The organism is Pseudodesulfovibrio senegalensis (assembly GCF_008830225.1).
In the GTDB taxonomy this organism is placed as follows: Bacteria; Desulfobacterota; Desulfovibrionia; order Desulfovibrionales; family Desulfovibrionaceae; genus Pseudodesulfovibrio; species Pseudodesulfovibrio senegalensis.
Map to the genome: position 1 here is coordinate 435,027 of NZ_WAIE01000001.1, position 16,832 is coordinate 451,858.

Annotated in this window: 18 protein-coding genes; 13 read left to right on the forward strand and 5 right to left on the reverse strand. The window is 55.5% G+C overall.

Annotation, left to right across the window (positions count from 1 at the left end):
• Positions 1-50: 50 nt before the first annotated feature.
• Positions 51-1,190: a sensor histidine kinase gene (locus F8A88_RS02000; protein WP_161598306.1), complete on the forward strand. Its 1,140-nt coding sequence runs from the start codon at positions 51-53 to the stop codon at positions 1,188-1,190.
• 71 nt (positions 1,191-1,261) lie between these two features.
• Here F8A88_RS02000 and F8A88_RS02005 read toward each other — a convergent pair whose 3' ends face one another.
• A complete protein-coding gene (locus F8A88_RS02005; protein WP_151149345.1) occupies positions 1,262-1,978 on the reverse strand; it encodes an SIMPL domain-containing protein in 717 nt (238 codons plus the stop codon).
• 107 nt (positions 1,979-2,085) lie between these two features.
• On the opposite strand from F8A88_RS02005, the gene F8A88_RS02010 reads away from it, so the two are divergent.
• The 3 genes from F8A88_RS02010 to F8A88_RS02020 all read left to right on the forward strand — a co-directional run bounded on the left by F8A88_RS02010 (position 2,086) and on the right by F8A88_RS02020 (position 6,289).
• Positions 2,086-2,727, forward strand: coding sequence for a YkgJ family cysteine cluster protein (locus F8A88_RS02010; RefSeq protein WP_241667312.1), 642 nt, complete (start codon positions 2,086-2,088; stop codon positions 2,725-2,727).
• Between the two features lie 271 nt (positions 2,728-2,998).
• Positions 2,999-4,303: a M48 family metalloprotease gene (locus F8A88_RS02015; protein WP_151149347.1), complete on the forward strand. Its 1,305-nt coding sequence runs from the start codon at positions 2,999-3,001 to the stop codon at positions 4,301-4,303.
• Positions 4,304-4,543: 240 nt separating this feature from the next.
• Positions 4,544-6,289 carry a S8 family peptidase gene (locus tag F8A88_RS02020; protein WP_161598307.1) on the forward strand — a complete coding sequence of 582 codons (1,746 nt, stop codon included), beginning with the start codon at positions 4,544-4,546 and terminating at the stop codon, positions 6,287-6,289.
• Positions 6,290-6,361: 72 nt separating this feature from the next.
• Here the strand turns inward: F8A88_RS02020 and F8A88_RS15825 are convergent, their stop codons facing one another.
• From F8A88_RS15825 to F8A88_RS02035, 4 genes are all read right to left on the reverse strand, one after another.
• Positions 6,362-6,535: a hypothetical protein gene (locus tag F8A88_RS15825; RefSeq protein WP_170283765.1), complete on the reverse strand. Its 174-nt coding sequence runs from the start codon at positions 6,533-6,535 to the stop codon at positions 6,362-6,364.
• A 93-nt stretch (positions 6,536-6,628) separates the two neighbouring features.
• Entirely contained in the window at positions 6,629-6,892 is a 264-nt protein-coding gene (locus tag F8A88_RS02025) for an RNA recognition motif domain-containing protein (protein ID WP_151149351.1), read from the reverse strand.
• Positions 6,893-7,152: 260 nt separating this feature from the next.
• Positions 7,153-8,661, reverse strand: coding sequence for a sensor domain-containing diguanylate cyclase (locus F8A88_RS02030; RefSeq protein WP_151149353.1), 1,509 nt, complete (start codon positions 8,659-8,661; stop codon positions 7,153-7,155).
• A 321-nt stretch (positions 8,662-8,982) separates the two neighbouring features.
• Complete coding sequence (locus F8A88_RS02035) at positions 8,983-10,083, reverse strand: tyrosine-type recombinase/integrase (protein ID WP_161598308.1); 1,101 nt, start codon at positions 10,081-10,083, stop codon at positions 8,983-8,985.
• A gap of 53 nt (positions 10,084-10,136) precedes the next feature.
• Here F8A88_RS02035 and F8A88_RS16070 point away from each other — a divergent pair, with 53 nt between their 5' ends.
• The 9 genes from F8A88_RS16070 (at position 10,137) to F8A88_RS02075 (ending at position 16,824) form a co-directional block, all read left to right on the forward strand.
• The gene (locus F8A88_RS16070) at positions 10,137-10,445 is read left to right on the forward strand and encodes a phage antirepressor N-terminal domain-containing protein (RefSeq protein ID WP_421958087.1); all 309 of its coding nucleotides are present in this window, start codon (positions 10,137-10,139) and stop codon (positions 10,443-10,445) included.
• Between the two features lie 266 nt (positions 10,446-10,711).
• Positions 10,712-11,497 (forward strand): phage minor capsid protein, encoded by a 786-nt coding sequence (locus tag F8A88_RS02045; RefSeq protein ID WP_151149359.1) that lies wholly within the window; start codon positions 10,712-10,714, stop codon positions 11,495-11,497.
• A gap of 88 nt (positions 11,498-11,585) precedes the next feature.
• Positions 11,586-11,897, forward strand: coding sequence for a hypothetical protein (locus tag F8A88_RS02050; RefSeq protein ID WP_151149361.1), 312 nt, complete (start codon positions 11,586-11,588; stop codon positions 11,895-11,897).
• Between the two features lie 18 nt (positions 11,898-11,915).
• Positions 11,916-12,668: a hypothetical protein gene (locus F8A88_RS02055; protein ID WP_151149363.1), complete on the forward strand. Its 753-nt coding sequence runs from the start codon at positions 11,916-11,918 to the stop codon at positions 12,666-12,668.
• 18 nt (positions 12,669-12,686) lie between these two features.
• Positions 12,687-12,839 carry a hypothetical protein gene (locus tag F8A88_RS15720; RefSeq protein WP_161598309.1) on the forward strand — a complete coding sequence of 51 codons (153 nt, stop codon included), beginning with the start codon at positions 12,687-12,689 and terminating at the stop codon, positions 12,837-12,839.
• Positions 12,840-12,926: 87 nt separating this feature from the next.
• Positions 12,927-13,559 carry a hypothetical protein gene (locus F8A88_RS02060; protein ID WP_151149365.1) on the forward strand — a complete coding sequence of 211 codons (633 nt, stop codon included), beginning with the start codon at positions 12,927-12,929 and terminating at the stop codon, positions 13,557-13,559.
• A gap of 525 nt (positions 13,560-14,084) precedes the next feature.
• The gene (locus F8A88_RS02065; protein WP_151149367.1) at positions 14,085-14,312 is read left to right on the forward strand and encodes a ribbon-helix-helix domain-containing protein; all 228 of its coding nucleotides are present in this window, start codon (positions 14,085-14,087) and stop codon (positions 14,310-14,312) included.
• Positions 14,313-14,318: 6 nt separating this feature from the next.
• Complete coding sequence (locus tag F8A88_RS02070; RefSeq protein ID WP_151149369.1) at positions 14,319-16,409, forward strand: phage tail tape measure protein; 2,091 nt, start codon at positions 14,319-14,321, stop codon at positions 16,407-16,409.
• Between the two features lie 4 nt (positions 16,410-16,413).
• Positions 16,414-16,824, forward strand: a complete 411-nt coding sequence (locus F8A88_RS02075) for an HK97-gp10 family putative phage morphogenesis protein (protein WP_161598310.1) — start codon at positions 16,414-16,416, stop codon at positions 16,822-16,824.
• The last annotated feature ends 8 nt before the right edge of the window (positions 16,825-16,832 follow it).

Consider the following 16,832-nt stretch of genomic DNA (forward strand, 5'->3'; position numbering starts at 1 on the left):
AATGTTCACTTGCCGCCATTATGGGGCATTGTTCAGAAAAAGGAGTTGTTTTGCATACTCTCGCCACCGATTATCTTCCGGCAGAGCGGACCGACATGGATGCGTTGGTCCGGGCGGCCGAACGCCTTGGAACATCCCTTGTCCCCAAACTTTTCGATGCCATGCCTCTGGGCATAATCATCATCAACGAGACTCGGCAGGCCGTGTATTGCAACGGGGCATTCCGCGGGCTTGCGGAAGAGGTGGGCAATGCCGACCCCGTGGGTATGCGTCCGGGCGAGGCCCTTGGCTGCGTGCATGCGCTGGATGGGGTGAATGGTTGCGGCACCACGGTTTTTTGCCGTCATTGCGGTGCTGCGCGGGCAATCCTCGAGAGTTTCCGGGGGACCACTGGCTTTCACGAGTGTCTTTTGCAACGTTCTCGCGAGGGCTTCAGCGATGCGCTGGTGTTGCAGGTTTTCACCGTGCCTTTCGAGTTCGAGGGGCGTCAGTATTCGTTGTTTTCGGGCATGGATGTCGGGCATGAAAAACGGGCCCTGGAAATGGAGCGGCTCGTATTTCACAAGTTGCTCAACAGCGCCTCCGGGCTGGTCATGCTCAGCAACCTTCTTGAAGACGAAGTGGGAGAGCCCCTGTCCGAATACACGAGCCACATGCGTTCCGCATCCAAGGCGCTGGTTGGCCAGATTCGCAACTACCAGATCTGGGGTGCGGTGGAGCAGGGCCGGATCAAGGTCATTCCCGAGTCAATGAGTCCCGCGCGCCTCGTGGGGCAGGTCGTGGGCGATTGCGATAATATCGACGTTGGTCATGAATGCAGGGTTCTGACGGATTGTTCCCATGCCGGAGAGATCAGCACCGACCCCGATCTTGTCCGGCTGGTGCTTGGCGTGTTGCTGGAAAACGCCATGGAGGCTAGTGCTCAGGGCGGCTCCGTATCCCTGGCGTGCGAGACGCTGGATCAGGGTGTTTTGTTCAGTGTTACCAATGAGGGCTTTTTCACGTCCGTGCAGCGTGCGCGCATGTTCAAGCGGGCTTTTTCCACCAAGGGCGAAGGGCGCGGGTTCGGTCTGTACCGGGCTTCGCTGGTGGTGAATCGCTACCTGAACGGGCGCATCTGGTTCGAGGAGCAGGACGGCAGGGTCGTCTTTTACGTGCAACTGCCCGCAAAGCTGGACGCCAGCATTTAGGGCATCGTTGTATTTGTCATGCAAACGGGCCGGAAACGTGTTGTTTCCGGCCCGTTTTTTTTGCGCGCTGTTTAATCCTTGAGAAAGTATTCCACGGTGTTGACCACCCGGACGCGCTTGATTTCCGGCGTGTACTGGTCCCGGTTGCTGATGGAGAACATGCCCTGACGCGCGCGCCGGATGTTGCCCACGCTGCTGCCGGAGTCTTCGGCGAACTGGCGTGCTGCGCGCCGTGCGTCGCGGGTGGCTTCGGCGATCATTTCCGGCTTGATGGTTTCCAGACCCGTGTACATGAACCGGGGCTGGAACTCGTAGTTGCGGACCATCATGACCCCGCGCGACACCAGCTCGCCCGATTGGGTCATGGTTTTCTTGACCAGTCTGATGTCCTTGGAGCGCACGGTAATGATTCCCTGGCCCGTGTACCGGGGCGGGCGGGGCATGCCCGGATTGTGCTGCGGGTACATGTTTTCGGAAATCAGCGGGGCGGAAGGCGTTATCTCCGCATCGCCCAATCCCTTTTCTTCGAGAAAGGCCATGATGGTTTTGGAGGAGGACTCCAGTTTGGCCTGCAGTTCCCGCAGGTCATCGGCCGTGGATCGGAAACTGATGGGCCATATGGCCAGGTCTGCCGGGTATTCCCGTTCGCAAAAGCCCTTGACCGTCACGTAGCGGTCCATGGCCTTGAAATTGGTGACCGCGTTGCCGAGCAGGGCGCAGCCCGCGGCGATTCCCGCTCCCAGAACGAGCGCGGCCAGAACAAGGTGGATGGATCTGTTTTCGTTCATGCGTTCGACTCCGGTTGTTTTTACGACGCGCCGCAGGTCACAGCCTGCGTTTATGTGCCGCACGGTTTGTGCTTTTTCTTTTTTTGAAAGTGTGCTTGTATCGAATCATGGATACCACTATCGGGCCGTCGAACGGCCCGCATGCCGCACACATATTCCTCACGCCCGCGCAGGCCGTGGAGGCCATCTGCATTGATTTCGGCCAGTACGGTCCGCAAGGTGAACTCTGGACTGTTGTGGCTTCCCTGCTGGGAGAACCGGCCGCCGTTTTCGATGATCGCCTTGCCGCCGGAGGCATGCATTCTCTTTTTGCCATGCATCCACCGGACAATGCAACCTTGTGCACCATTTGCGGCCATGTTTTCTGGGGGGAGACGTGCATTGTCCCCGGACCGGACGGCCCGCAACTGTGTGTGGCCACGCAGACGGCGGATTTTCAATGCACGCGGTGCGGCAAGTGTTGCCGCACGCTCGATTTTCATCGCGACTGCGTGGCCGAAGACGTTCAGGTATGGCGGGATGCCGGGCGAAACGACATTCTGGAGTGGGTCCACCGGGACGGGCAGGGAAACCTGCGCATCTGGTACAGGCCGGGCACCGACCTGCTGGCCGAGATATGCCCGTGGCTGGAGGAAGCCCACGGGCTTTGGACCTGTGGCATTCATGAACTCAAGCCTGCGGTCTGCCGCGATTATCCGGGAACGCGCAAGCACGCCTTCATGACCGGATGCCCCACCGCACTTGTGTGATTCCGTCTTCTTTTGGCGCTGACAATTATCAGCGCGAACTCCGAACCCGCTATGCTCCTTTTTCCCAGCGCATTGCCCGGGGCGTTGTGATGCTTCCGGCTATAGGGGCATTGACGGTCCGGTTCCCATTCTGGAATATATGATCCATGGAATCGTGGAGTGCTCGATGAATGGCCGCGTATTGATCCCGGGCTCTGTCCATGACCATTCACGGGAATGCTTGTGAAACAGGGACGGGGATCGATGTGCCACTGATACAGGGAGATTTTTCATGGAAGGGATGCTGACGCGCAGGGATTTTTTGCGGGTGGCGGGCTGCACGGCCCTTGGCATGGCCGCAGGGTGTGCCAAGAATCCGGTGACCGGCGAGAGCCAGTTGATGCTGGTGTCCGAGGAGCAGGAGATAGCTTTGGACAAGCAGCAGTCCCCGCACCAGTTTTCCGCGGACTACGGGCCGGTGACCGATGCCGCCCTGAACCGCTATGTGACCTCCGTGGGCATGGACATGGCGCGGCGGACCCACCGACCGAACATGCCGTATTCCTTTCGCGCGCTCAATGCCACCTATGTGAACGCCTATGCCTTTCCGGGCGGCAGTATCGGGGTGACCCGCGCCATCCTGCTCGATCTGGACAACGAGGCGGAACTGGCTGCCCTGCTGGGGCATGAGTTGGGGCACGTCAACGCCCGGCATACGGCCTCGCGCGTGAGCACGGCCCAGCTGGCCTCGCTGGCCGTGGGCGTGGGAACGGCCGCTGCAAGCTCGGCAGGGCTCGGTTCCATGGCGGCCGGACTGGGGCAGATCGGCATGGGCGCGCTGCTTGCGCACTACAGCCGGGACGACGAGCGCCAGGCGGACTCGTTGGGCGTGGAATACATGACCCGTGCCGACTACAACCCGGATGGCATGGTCGGACTCATGGACATGCTCAACGAGCAACACCAGTCCCATGCCTCGGCCCTGGAGGTCATGTTCGCCACCCATCCCATGAGCAGTGAGCGGCTCGCCGCGGCCCGCCGGGCAGCGGCGAAATTCCCGGATTCGCGGGAGTTCAGGATATTGCGCGAGCGTTATCTGGACAATACGGCAGGGGTCAGAAAACAGGCCGTGGCCATCGAGGCCATGCAGGATGGTGAAAAGTCCATGCGGTCCAAGGCCTATGCCCGGGCCGAAGAGCATTTTCAAGCCGCGCTCAAGAAGGCTCCGCGTGATTATGCCGCATTGCTGATGATGGCCAAATGCCAGCTGGCAATGAACGAAAACACCAAGGCCGTTCGTTTTTCCCAACGGGCCCGGGAAGCATACCCGGCGGAGCCGCAAGCCATGCAGGTGGCCGGGCTGGCCATGGTGCGCAGCGGTCGGTACTCCGAGGGGCTGGCCGAATTTGCCGAATATGAAAAGCGGCTGCCCGGAAACCCCTACACCGTGTTTTTCAAGGGTTTGTGCCGGGAAAAGATGGGGGACCGCGATCAGGCCGCCCGGGAATACTATCGTTTCCTGCAGGACGTGCGCTCCGGCGACGAGGCCAGGCACGCGTATGGCCGTCTTGTGCAGTGGGGGTATATCAAGTCGTAATTGCTTGTTTTTTTGAGCTATAATTTGGTTCCATTTGTGTTTGCCGTTTTCCTGTGTACACGGTATGGTATATGGGACTGTATAGCTCACATCGTGGTTCGGCGGGGAAGTGCCCATTTGCCGCCGTTTCGCGAAAAGGGAAGAGGGGGAGACATGCAAAGACGAGGGTCTTTGATGCGTGTTGCACTGTGCCTGTGCAGCATGTTGTTGGCAGTTTTCGTCGTTGTGTCCGGAGCCGCCATGGCTGCCGATTTGCCTGCTGCGGCACAACGCAACGCATCCGAACAGATCCAGCGAATCCAGAATTGGAAGAAAGGCTGGACAAAGGCTGAGCAAAAGGTCGGCTCCTCGCTGCTCATGGCTATTGAGCAGAGCAGGAAGACCTCGTTTGCCGAGTCGTTGCCTGCGTTCAGGCCCAGAGCCTTGCCGCGTGCCACGGACAAGGGTGTCGGTTCCGGCGTGCTGGTGGACATTCGCGCCACGGTCAGCGACGAACTGCTGGCGGCCATTGCCGATGCCGGTGGCCGGGTGATCAACGCCCATGCCCGTTACGATGCGGTGCGTGCCTACGTGCCGCTGGACGCCATGACCGGACTGGCCGCACGAACCGACGTGCGCACCATCCGCGAAGGCGAGATTCCGTATTTGAAGAAAGTCAACACCAGTGAAGGTGTGGTGGCCCACAGGGCCGACGTAGCTGTCTCCGACCTCGGCGTGGACGGAACCGGCGTGAAGATCGGCGTGCTTTCCGACTCCGTGGACCATCTGGCGGACGTACAGGCCACGGGAGACCTGCCTGCCGTAACCGTGCTCAAGGATGCCACCGGCAACTCGGGCGAGGGGACGGCCATGCTGGAGATCGTGTACGACATGGCTCCGGGAGCGGACCTGTATTTTGCCACCGCATGGAACGGTGTGGCCGACTTCGCCGCCCAGATTCGCGCCTTGCGGGATGCGGGCTGCCAGGTCATCGTGGACGACGTGGGCTATTTTTCCGAGGCACCGTTTCAGGACGGACCCATTGCCCAGGCCGTGGACGACGTGGCTTCCACCGGGGTGTTCTACTTCTCTTCGGCTGCCAACTCCGGCAATATCGACGCGGGCACCGGCGGCGTGTGGGAAGGCGATTACAGCGGTATGGCGCCCACCGGAGGGATTACCGTCGATGGTGCGGACGTGCATAATTTCGGCGGCGGTGACTGCACCAACCTGGTTACCTATTTCTGCAGTACGCTTACGTTGCACTGGAACGATCCGTTGGGCGAGTCCTCCAACGACTATGATCTGTACCTTGTGGACACATCCGGCAACGTGGTCGCCCAGAGCACGGATACCCAGGCCGGGAGCAGCGATGCCTTTGAAATCATACAGGGCAGCATAACCGCCAACAACTATGCTGCAGTCGTTGTGCGCTACGATGTCAATGCGGCAACCCGCATGCTGCACCTGAATTCGAACCGGGGGCGGTTCGAGTACGCAACGGACGGCCAGACCCACGGCCATGCCTGTGCCGAGGGCGCGTTCGGCGTGGCCGCGGTCGGCGCGCAGGGCAGGATCACGCCCTTTGACGGCAGCGAATCCGTGGAGAGCTTTTCGTCCGATGGGCCGCGGCGCATGTTTTTCCGCGCGGACGGCACCATGTATGTCCCCGGCGATTATTCCTCATCCGGCGGGACCGTGCGCTCCAAACCGGATATAACGGCCGCGGACGGCGTGGCAACGGCCACGCCGGGATTCGAACATTTTTACGGTACCTCGGCGGCCGCGCCGCATGCAGCGGCAATTGCCGCGCTCATGGTCGAGGCGGACCAGGACATCACCCGGAGCGAAATGTATTCGGCGTTTCAGGACACCGCGCTTGATCTGGGAAGCAGCGGTTGGGACCGCAATTCCGGTCTGGGATTGATCATGGCCGATGATTGCGTGGAAAGGGTTCGCCGTTCAGGAGCTGTGGCTCCGGTGAACATGCTGCTGCTCGGTGACTGACGTGCCGCCGGGCGGGAATCGGAAAATAAAGGTCGGGCGCAAGCGTCCGGCCTTTTTCATGAGTTCGGCGCGTTACTCTGCCGGATTTTCATCCGAATCGTTGCCAACGCCGTCGTCGTGCATGAGATCGTCATGCTCAGCCGCTTCTTTTTTGGCCTGCTTGCGTTTGCGTTTTTCTTCTTTCTTTTTTTTCTTTGCCAGTTCCTTCTGCCGTTTTTCAAACGAGTAATTACGTTTTACTGCCAAGTTCCACTCCTTGTTGTAGGAAAAAGGAAACGCCCGTCTCCCGAAAAGGAAACGGGCGCCGTTTGCCAGATATATGCCGGCGAGTAGCCTAAACTACCAGCGCGGACGTTCCGGACGGGGGCGTGCTTCGTTGACCTTGATGTTGCGGCCGCCGAAGTCGGTGCCGTCCAGGTTCTTGATGGCTTCAACAGCACCTGCATCTTCCATTTCCACAAAACCGAAACCACGGGGGCGACCGGTTTCACGATCTTCGATCAGTTTCACGGAGGTGACTTCACCGTAAGCTTCGAAAGCCGCGCGGACTTCGTCTTCGGTGCAGGACCAGGGCAGATTGCCAACATAGATGTTCTTGGACATTCAGAATTCTCCTGAAAAAAATAAAGTGATAATGCGCATTGGCGCCCGTGCGCCAAAAAAAAGAAGCAGTGGACAAGATGCCATTCACTGCTTCTTGAAATACCTGTTCTACGAAAAACCAGCGCCGGCCAACATTCAGACCGCGCCTCCACGGGTGCCGCTGGTGTATAAGTGCGTACAATTTGCGAATATTAACGGAATGTCAAGCGAAATCTGGAAATAATTGTAAAAAACATTCATTTTCTTGTTTTGTGTACTGTTCAGGAGGGGTTGGCAGCCTGTTTTGCCGTTTGTCGACTTTGTACGATCAGGTTTCGTCCACGTTCCTTTGCCGTATAAAGGGCATGGTCGGCCATCTGGTACAGTTTTTCGATGGATTCACACGGCGCAGCCTCGGCAACGCCTGCCGCGCCGATGCTCACGGTCAGCGCAATGGGGAGGCGTTCCGAATTCATGGGGGTCGACTCTATGTCTTTGCGAATGCGCTCGCCTATGGAAGCCGCCATTATTTCATTGATGCCGGAAAGCAGGATGGCGAATTCCTCGCCGCCGATGCGGAATAATCTGTCTGCCCCGCGAAGGTTGCGGTTCAGAATGTTGGTGACGTGCCGCAGCGCCTTGTCTCCCACGGCGTGCCCCCATGTGTCGTTGATGCGCTTGAAATGGTCGATGTCCAGCAGCAGCAGCGAGAATATCGTTCCATTTTCATTGAAACGGTGCAGTTGTCCGGCAAGTTCCTTGTCAAAGCTGCCGCGATTTTCCGCTCCGGTGAGCGAATCCTTGCGCGCCCGTGTACGGAGTTTTTCTTCCTCCTGTTTCCGTTTAAGGATTTCCACCGCGATTCCGGCTATTTTTTGGACTCTGTCCTTGGTGTCTCGCGAAATCTTGGCAATGATTTCAACCCATACGTACTTGCCGTTTTCCTGGCAGATGCGCAGATCCTTGCGAAAGGTGGTCTGGAAACGGGAAATGTGTTGGCGGATGTCCGCAAGAAGTTTTTTTCTGTCGTGCGGGTGTATGCGGTGCAGGATTTGGCGCAGGGAGAGATGAATGTTTTCGGTGAGTCCGGTTTGCTCTGAGAGCAGTTCCGGGCTGCACCAGAAGTGGCCGCTGGCGACATCAAGCTCCCATGCGCTGGCATCGGTAACGCCTTTGAGAATATTGAACTGTTTGGTCTTGGCCGAGAGCCGGTCGCGCAGGATTGCATTGGAGAGAAGATAGGTGGCCGTTCGCAACAGCGCTATTTCGACTTCACTCCAGCGGTATTCGCGCAGGCAATCGTCAAACCCCAGTATGCCCCACCATTTTCCTTCCACGATGATGGGAATGGTCAGCATGGAAAGTATTCCCTGGGAAGCAAGGTCTTCCTTGAGCTCCCCTTCAGGGAGCTGTGAAACGACCATGCTTTGCCATTCGCCCCGCTTTCTGCTTTCCAGCATTTGCATGTATTCGGGTGAGGCGTGTTTCAGGTCCTTGCGGAACGTGTTGAACCGGGACAGGGAAAGCTGCACGTGGTCGTTACGGTCTGCCCACTCGAACGGGTAGTCCTGAATGATGTGGTCATCGGTCAGTTCGATGAGCTGAAAAATCCAGACGCGGCTGACCCTGGTGATGCGGCCGAGGTCGGCCATGAGGTCGATGACGCCGTCTGGCCAGCCCTTGCCGCTGGTCAACTCCTCCGCGCTTCTGGCGATGGCTGCCAAAAGGCTGTTGTATTTGGTGTCCTGTTCAAGGCTCAAGTCCTCGACGCGCCCTATTCTGATGGTCATAAAAAATATTCACACAGTCGGGCCGGGCTGTAAAGGCAATGATCGGGGAGTGGCGGGGGAGGTGGGTGCCGGGGCATGTAACGTTTTTCCGGGAGGAAAGGCCCGAAACGCTATAAATAAAGGCCCGAAGCCAAAAGCTTCGGACCTTTTCATTTTCCTGGTGGAGACGAAGAGATTTGAACTCTCGACCCCTGCCTTGCGAAGGCTTTTGTCAGCTAATTAATATACTGAATTTATTACGTTTCATATTGGCTTACCATACCAAAAAGCGGCAAAATATGGGCATCAGTATGGTAAAACGGTATGGCAAGCCTCGCCTCATCAGATGCTGGGTAGTCCATTGACCACGGCTTCTTTCTGCTTATCCAAAACGTGCTGGTAGTTCTTGTAGATCATCGCCATTGAGCTATGCCCCATGAGCTTCCGCAGGGCATTCGGGTCTGCCCCTGCCTCCAGCGCGTAGGTTGCGAATGCGTGGCGCAGATCGTAAGGGCGAATTTTGCGTGTGATCCCAGCTTTCTCCAAGGTGCTATCCCATGCCTTCTTGATGGAAGCCACCGGCTTGCCCCTGTAGTTCACAATGTGAGTTGCGCCACACTCGTCATCTTCTGCTTTCCACTGTTTTAGGACAGGCAACACGTCTTTGCGAATGGGAACCTGACGCCACTGGTTCTTCCCTTTTTGGGCGGCTGGAATGGTGGCAACCCTCCTGTCAAAATCGATACGGTCCCAAGTGACCCGAAACAGTTCAGAGTTCCCCACGCGCATGCCGAGGTTGAACGCAAGGTAAATTGCCCGGTCCACATGCTTGGGCGCGGCCTTGCGAATTCTCTTCAATTCTTCCGGGGTGGGTGGCACGAACTTCTTGTCCTCGCCGGGAGCGCACTTGTACCCCTGCAAGTTGTGACCGGGGAGATACTCTTCCTCTACAGCCCAGTTTAGAACAGCGAGGACGATACCGACTTTGCGCTTAATCGTGTTCTGCTTGGCTCCCTCTAATGTGCGGGTCCATTTTTTCCCGTTCGGCCCTGTGTACGTCTTTTCGCGGGGCTTCCTTAACTCCCTTTCAAAATGCTTCATCATGGACTTGTCCACCGCCACAATCTCAGGGTTGCCCAAGATGGCATAGAATGACTCTAGGTGGTGAAGTGTGGTCTCTTTCGTGCTCTGCGCCATAGGCCTCTCAACAAGGTATCTGAGGGCCAACCCTTGGAAGTGGGTGGGCGGCGCGTCAGCGGCCACGACAGAGGGTCTAAACGACTCCTTGTCGCGCTTGAGCCGATACAAGATGTCCGTGTTGTAGTTCTTGGCTTCCTGCTCGTCGTGAAAGTTCTTGGATTGTATGCGTTTTGTGAAGGGGTTCTTCCAATACACTTCCCAGAACTTCGACCCGTTCTTTTTCTTCCTCGTTCTGATTGCCATACCACAAAACTCCAATTTTGCCATACTAGAGCATGTTGAATACATTGTTCTTCATGGAATTATTCGTGCCAAGAACTGCCTTGTGGGTACTGCTACGCAGATATATATTGCCCGTCAAGCCCCGCCACATGTGTGATGCGATGGGGATTGCGTGGCCGAGGCAGTACCAGAAAATCAAAGAAGACAAGGTGTTGGGCGCAACCGTTACCGAGATGGGAACGGTTGGAAATGACGGCAAGACCAGAAAGCACACCATGCTCCCCCTGTCCATGCTTTCCGGCTGGCTCTTCAAGATCAACCCGAAGCGTGTTGCCCCCTCTCCATCCACCCGCCACCACTCATTTCTTGCACCTCTCACATAAAAACACTGTGGATAAATATTTGAAATTGCTTGCAAATTGCATCCGTTCGCGTATGATCACCTGAAATTTCTCACGGAAAAAAGTGCCCCAAACAAAGGGGTGCTCCGTTAAGTACAGTGAGGGGAAAGAAAAACATGCGGCAAGCAAAGGGGTGCTGCATTAAGTACAGTGAGGGGAAAGAAAAACATGCGGCAAGCAAAGGGGTTCTCCGTTAAGTACCATAGGAGGCCCATTTTCAGTAACCATCAACCGGAGGCAGCAAACCCATGAACAAAAACAAGGCTGAGGACATCAAGAGGCTCGTCTCTCTCCTCCACCTGTACAAAGCGCAGTATGAGACCACTCTCAGACGCGCCAGACAGGACGCGAAGTACTGGACGGCCACCAAGCAAGCCGAACTGATGAAAGAGGTCGCCAAGCTCATCCTGAGCATGCGAGACGAAGCCCTCAAGGTCATCAAGGCCACTGGGCTTGCCAAGATGGAAGAAGCCCTTGAGACGGCCACCAGCGAACTGGCCGCGCTCGACATCGAACTTGGAGACCTCGACAAGCTGCTTGGCACTCTGGACTTCAAGGCCATCAAGGACGCGCAACTCAGTGTTGAGCAGTTCACGGCCCAGATGCAGGAACAGACGCGCAAGACGCTCAAGCGTGACCTCATGACGATCCACCAGAAGGCCACCGAAAACGGATGGAGCAGCGGCAAGGCATATCGTGAGCTTCGTGACACGGTCATGACCAATACCCCTGACTTCACCTTCACGGATCGCGCAGGACGCAAGTGGAAGCCCGAAGGGTACCTCAGGATGGTCAGCCGCACTCTGATGGCTCAGGCGCAGCGTGAGAGCCATGAAGCGGCATACACTGAGGCCGGGGTTGACCTTGTGAAGGTCTCCATCCACGGCACCAAGTGCAAGAAATGCAACCCGTGGGAAGGTAAGGTCTTGAGCCTGACCGGAGCAACCAAAGGTCACGCCACCGTTGACGATGCCAGAAAGGCTGGGTTGTTCCACCCGAACTGCAAGCACAGACTGCTTGCACATGTAGCATAACCAACTAAAACGGCTGTAGATTCTTTGAGAACCCACAATTGTGGGGCGGTATCTTGCGGCCAAAAAACAAGATTGGAGGACACTAAAAGTGACTCGTATCACCGTCATCACCACGGAAACCAACGCCCACGCCGAGACCGTCGAGGTGGATCGCTACAGCGTTCCGGCAACCATCGACAAGGTCAGCCGTGAGACCGTCGAAGAGGACCGCAACGAGCGCAAGGGCTATGACCTTGTGTGCTTCGTGAAGCCCGGTGACGTGCCTGAAGGCCTCGACCTCATGACCGTCGATTTCCTTATCGACATCGACGGCCTGACCTATGACCCCGCCAAGATCGACGCGCAGCGCGGCTTCGGCGGCACGATTGAACACTACACCATCAAAGCCCGCCTCGCGTAGGCGGCAAGGAGATTGAACATGGACATCAAAGACGAGAAATTGACCGCAACGAATGCCCGCCGCCATGCACATGGTGACAACGTGAATGAACTGGCCGTCATGAGCATGAAACTGAAAGATCGGTTTGTCATCAAATGCGATGACGGCGTCACCAGAGAGCGACTGCTCATGCAGTGCATGGGTTGTGGGGAATACCACATGACCGAGCGCGTTGTTGGTGAGCGGTGGGAACCCCGCTACTACGCTTGCGACAACGGTTGCAACTCCATCCACTGGACGCCTGAAAAGAAGCGTAACCCTTATTGGGCAATCGCCTGTCTTTCTCACCTGATTTCTATCATTGCCCCTGAGATGGATGACAATGAAATCGAGAGGCTTACGGGCGCGGTGAGTGAACTCGCCAACACCATCCGTGACCCGCACAACCCTCACAATCTCTGGGGAGAAATCATCTGGGGTGTTGAGGATGACATCTTCACCGTTGAGAAGCGCATCGGCAAGACTCCCCGTGTGATCGCCGCATACAATCTGCTTGCCCACGTTGCCGAATACAGCCCGTGGGACAATGTCAAAGAAACTGACCTTGATCGCGCAGTAGCCACCCTCCGCAACATGCATGGAGACATTCGATACAAAAACCATAAGCGGAAACACCCCAACGCTCTTCCCATGCCGCCCATCGACCATGAAGCCATTCTCGCCAAGGCCACCAGCCTGAGAGACGTTACCGCACCCCCTGTGAGTGCCCTCCACGCCCTCGACCTTCAGTAACCCCAAAGGAGAATCATCATGGAATTCATGCGCATCGTGTCTGCCCTGTACATCGGACAGGTCAACACCCAGATCATCAATGCTGACCTTGGCGTCTACTTCTGCGCCGACACCAACGAACTCATTGTGCTGAACACGGACGGCGAGACCGCAACGGTCTTCCCCAAGTAACTCGACAACCAGAAAACAACCGGAAGAAAACCCCGGTGCTGCTCTGAGAATGAGCCACCGGGGCTTTTCCATAAAAGGAGAGGGAGAATGATCACTGCACCAACTGAAATCACCCTGAAAGCCCCTGACGACAATGCCCACTACTGGAAATCCTTCGTGAGCATGCTCAAGCAGCGCAAAGAATACCACCTCAAGCACGGCCTCACCATCAGCCGAAGACGTACTCAACTCAAGAGACTCCTGAGCCGAGAACTGGACCTGTGCCAGATCGCACTTGAAATGAGCTTGCCCTTGAAACTCGTTGACGAATACATCTGGTATCTTGGCTGGGAAGAGTTTCTGCAACCCGGCAAGCGTAAGGAAGCAGACCGAGCGGCATGGCAAGCACGAAAGAAAGTCATGGCAACCGATGAGCAATACAAGGTGCTTGAGAGTGCCATTAAATATGCACTCAGGCGATTGCGAGACGCGAATTATCTCCCTGCCGACTCTGACCCGGCCATGTTCAAAGATTGGGTTGAAGATGAGGCGCGGGCACATTTCATCAGGTGCCTGAGAAACTACAACTCTGCCCATGAGGCCGGGGCCAGCTTCAAGACGTACTTTAACAACATCTGGCGTCTCAAAATTAAGCGAGTCATGGAAAAAATCGGCAAGGAGTATGACTTCAACCGAACGATTCACAGAGCTAGAAAAATAGCAATGGAAACAGCAGCTTAGAAAGAAAAATCAGACTAATTGCAAAAAAGTTGTGCTTTTTCAGGAAAATCCATTCTGACGCGGGTACAATATATTAGAGCAAGTTGTTTTTTCTCTCCATCTACTAAATAGAAATCAAAAAGCTGTGAGCGTCGAAGACGCGAGCAAGGCAGCTTGCTGCCTAACACAACAAAATGACATGATTGAGTGACATTGGTTGATTCGCTTCGCTCATCAACACAATGCCACCGGGCTTCGCCCGTTGCTGGGTCTCTTTCTCTTCTGGGTCTGCATGATCCACAACACCCAGCACAAATGTCATTTACTTCATTGGGATGATGACACGATTTTGGTAAATTCCTTGCCATTTTTGCGTCTTTTGACCTCCAGAGTTTTCAGCGATTCTCTGGAGGTCACATATTTTCGGATGTCACATTCTCCAAGACCAATCCGGTCCACGAAAGAGCACCCAGCAATTCTGTTGGGTGCTCTTTCGTTTTGCAATCAACGTGCGTCATTTGCCGCACACAACCAGTGAGGCCCAGCATGCCCAAACAACATACGTCTTTCCGCATCGATGAGCATGACCGGGAGTACCTCCAGCAAATCGCAGAGGCCACCGGCACCACGCCCAGCAATGCATTGCGCCACCTCATCACCATGAGCCGCTTCATCATCAGTCCTGAGATGCTGGCAATGGGCGTCTACCCCGACCAGACTGCCGTGGCCCTCGGCCCGATCATGCAAAGCTGGGGCATCGCCCCGAAGAGGTAAGTCGTCATGATTGTAGGAACTCTAGAAGGCAAGCTTAAACTTGACTCTTCCCAATATAACAGAGGTTTCCAGAAGCTCCGGCAGGGCTTCAAGAACATCCACAACCAGAGCATCAAACTCAACCAGAGTTTTGAGCTGATGAAAAACGCTTGGCAGTCTTCGGCTGACGCAATGGTCAAAGCCTTCCAGATCACAGAACGAGCAGCAAAGAAGGCCGACCTTGAAGCTACCTTCAAACGACTTTCAGAAGCGCAAGGCCGTCAGGCTGAGGACATGGTCAAGCAAATGCGGAAGGTCACTAAGGGCGCAATGTCTGAGATGGACATGATGGCGAACAGTGCCCAAGCCATGATGGCCGGGATGGACTTTCGTCAGACCATCACCGCATTCCAATACCTCCAGCGGTACGCCAAGGCCACCAACAAAGACTTCAAACAGCTTTCTGAAACAATCATGACCGGCCTTGCCCGTGGTTCCACCCTAATGCTGGATGACGCTGGCATCATCATCGGCCAGACCGGATTCATTGCCGATAAGGAAAGGGAACTTGGCCGCTCTCTATCTGATGTGGAAAAGAAAACGTATCTGGTCAATGAGGCAATCGCCCAAATGAGCCGTAAAATGGGTGTTCTGGGCACCGACACGATGACCACATATGACCACATTCAGAAAATGAAGGCCGAGTGGCAGAATTTTGTTGATTGTCTTGGTTCCATCGGTCTCAAGGTCTTTGGTGGACTCAAGGCCAGCCTCCTTGGCTGGAAAGCAATTTTCCTTGATACAGAAATGGCAATGACCAAAGTCGCCTTGGCTGTTGAGAAGAACTACGGCGACATGGTTGTTTCGATCCGCTCCAAGCTGATGGAAGCCATGATGGTCATCAGAGACATGCTCAACAAGACCGCTATGGCCTTGGGCGAGTATGACAACGCAATAGCCCAGCAAGCGGCTAAGACCGCCAGCGCAATGAGCAATTGGTTTAATGAGGGCGCAATCGCACTGTTTGACGCCAACATGAACACGCTCACCGGCACCACGAAAGCCAAACTCACGGCCCATATTGAAACGCTTAAAGAGAAGCGCATTGAACTCAGGGCCGAAATGGAAATGCTTAACAAGTTTCTGCTTGGCAAGACTGACACGGCAAGCTCTGCAAATGCCGCCGCATTCGATTTGTCAGCTTCAACCGGCAGTGGAGTCAGCAACGGCAGCAAAAAGGCCGCAGAGGCTCAAATCAACGCCCGTAAGGCCGCACTTGACGAACTCATGAGGGTCACTCTCAAACAGCAAGAGTATGAGAAGTGGCGGCTCAGACAGGACATCCTCGACTTCAAGAAGAACCTCGATGAGAAGAGGATCACAGAAGACCAGTACAACGCATACAGAAAGGCCAAGCTGGACGAAATAAAACGCCTTGAGCTTGAGGCTTCCGGCACCATCGCAGACGGCTGGAAAGCTGGGTGGAAAGACTCCATGAAGGAAATGGAGAAGACTTTTAACCAAGGCAAAGAGATGGCCTCAAATATGTCTGGCGAAATGTCGGGTTCGTTCAAGATCCTGTTCGCAGACAGCATGAAGGGCCAGCTTGATAATGTTGGCGATTACTTCACCAACTTTGCTAACTCCATCCTCAACGCATGGATCGACCTGCAAGCCGAAATGATGGCTAAGAGCATGATGTCTTCCCTCATGGGCGGTCTTGGTGGTGGCGGTGGCTTTTGGGGCAGTCTTTTCGGTGGTCTCTTCGGCTTCGCCAAGGGTGGAGCATTCCAGAACGGCAAACTCACCGCTTACGCCTCTGGCGGTATCGTCAATAGGCCCACCATGTTTACCCATTCTGGTGGGCTGGGCATCATGGGTGAAGCCGGTGCAGAAGCAATCATGCCACTCACCAGAACCAGAAGCGGCGACTTGGGCGTCAAGGCAACAGGAGCACCTCACATTAAAATCGTGAACAACGTCACTACCGACACCACGACAGATGCAAAGGTGACGCAGAGTCAGCCCAAATTCAACGGTGAAGAGTGGGTGATCAATACTTGGGTCGATGCCTACGCCAACAACAAACACGGCCTGAGAGATGCACTTGGGGGATAATATCATGAAGATGACCACCGACATCAATAAGGCTCTCAAACAACTAAACAAAGCCCAAAGGGCAACAGAGCGACAACTCAAAAAGGCCATGACAAAGGCCGCAATGCAGTTTGAAGCAGAAAGCGTCAAACGGTCACCAATAGATGAAGGCCACCTCCAGAGTAGCCACCGCCACAAGGTGGAGCAGAACGGAAGTGATACAACTGCCATCGTCTACATTCCGACGAACAGCCCCGCATCAGACTATGCAATCTACATGCATGAGGGCACATACACCCTTGGCCCGACATCTTTACAGAAGCAAGGTTCTGTTGGCGTCAGGGTGGGCAAGAAATACATGGAACGTGCGTTATTGGAAGAGGAAGACAAGATCATTGCCACTATCGTGCGTGAACTCAAACGAAACCTCAAATAGTGTGGAGC

Coding starts and splice junctions, on each gene's coding strand:
- F8A88_RS02005 (WP_151149345.1), bottom strand. CDS start 1,978: ATGAACGAAAACAGATCCATCCACCTTGTTCTGGCCGCGCTCGTTCTG.
- F8A88_RS02070 (WP_151149369.1), top strand. CDS start 14,319: ATGATTGTAGGAACTCTAGAAGGCAAGCTTAAACTTGACTCTTCCCAA.
- F8A88_RS15720 (WP_161598309.1), top strand. CDS start 12,687: ATGGAATTCATGCGCATCGTGTCTGCCCTGTACATCGGACAGGTCAAC.
- F8A88_RS02025 (WP_151149351.1), bottom strand. CDS start 6,892: ATGTCCAAGAACATCTATGTTGGCAATCTGCCCTGGTCCTGCACCGAA.
- F8A88_RS02035 (WP_161598308.1), bottom strand. CDS start 10,083: ATGGCAATCAGAACGAGGAAGAAAAAGAACGGGTCGAAGTTCTGGGAA.
- F8A88_RS02010 (WP_241667312.1), top strand. CDS start 2,086: ATGGATACCACTATCGGGCCGTCGAACGGCCCGCATGCCGCACACATA.
- F8A88_RS02060 (WP_151149365.1), top strand. CDS start 12,927: ATGATCACTGCACCAACTGAAATCACCCTGAAAGCCCCTGACGACAAT.
- F8A88_RS02065 (WP_151149367.1), top strand. CDS start 14,085: ATGCCCAAACAACATACGTCTTTCCGCATCGATGAGCATGACCGGGAG.
- F8A88_RS02075 (WP_161598310.1), top strand. CDS start 16,414: ATGAAGATGACCACCGACATCAATAAGGCTCTCAAACAACTAAACAAA.
- F8A88_RS02015 (WP_151149347.1), top strand. CDS start 2,999: ATGGAAGGGATGCTGACGCGCAGGGATTTTTTGCGGGTGGCGGGCTGC.
- F8A88_RS02030 (WP_151149353.1), bottom strand. CDS start 8,661: ATGACCATCAGAATAGGGCGCGTCGAGGACTTGAGCCTTGAACAGGAC.
- F8A88_RS16070 (WP_421958087.1), top strand. CDS start 10,137: ATGGAATTATTCGTGCCAAGAACTGCCTTGTGGGTACTGCTACGCAGA.
- F8A88_RS02055 (WP_151149363.1), top strand. CDS start 11,916: ATGGACATCAAAGACGAGAAATTGACCGCAACGAATGCCCGCCGCCAT.
- F8A88_RS02020 (WP_161598307.1), top strand. CDS start 4,544: ATGGCTGCCGATTTGCCTGCTGCGGCACAACGCAACGCATCCGAACAG.
- F8A88_RS02045 (WP_151149359.1), top strand. CDS start 10,712: ATGAACAAAAACAAGGCTGAGGACATCAAGAGGCTCGTCTCTCTCCTC.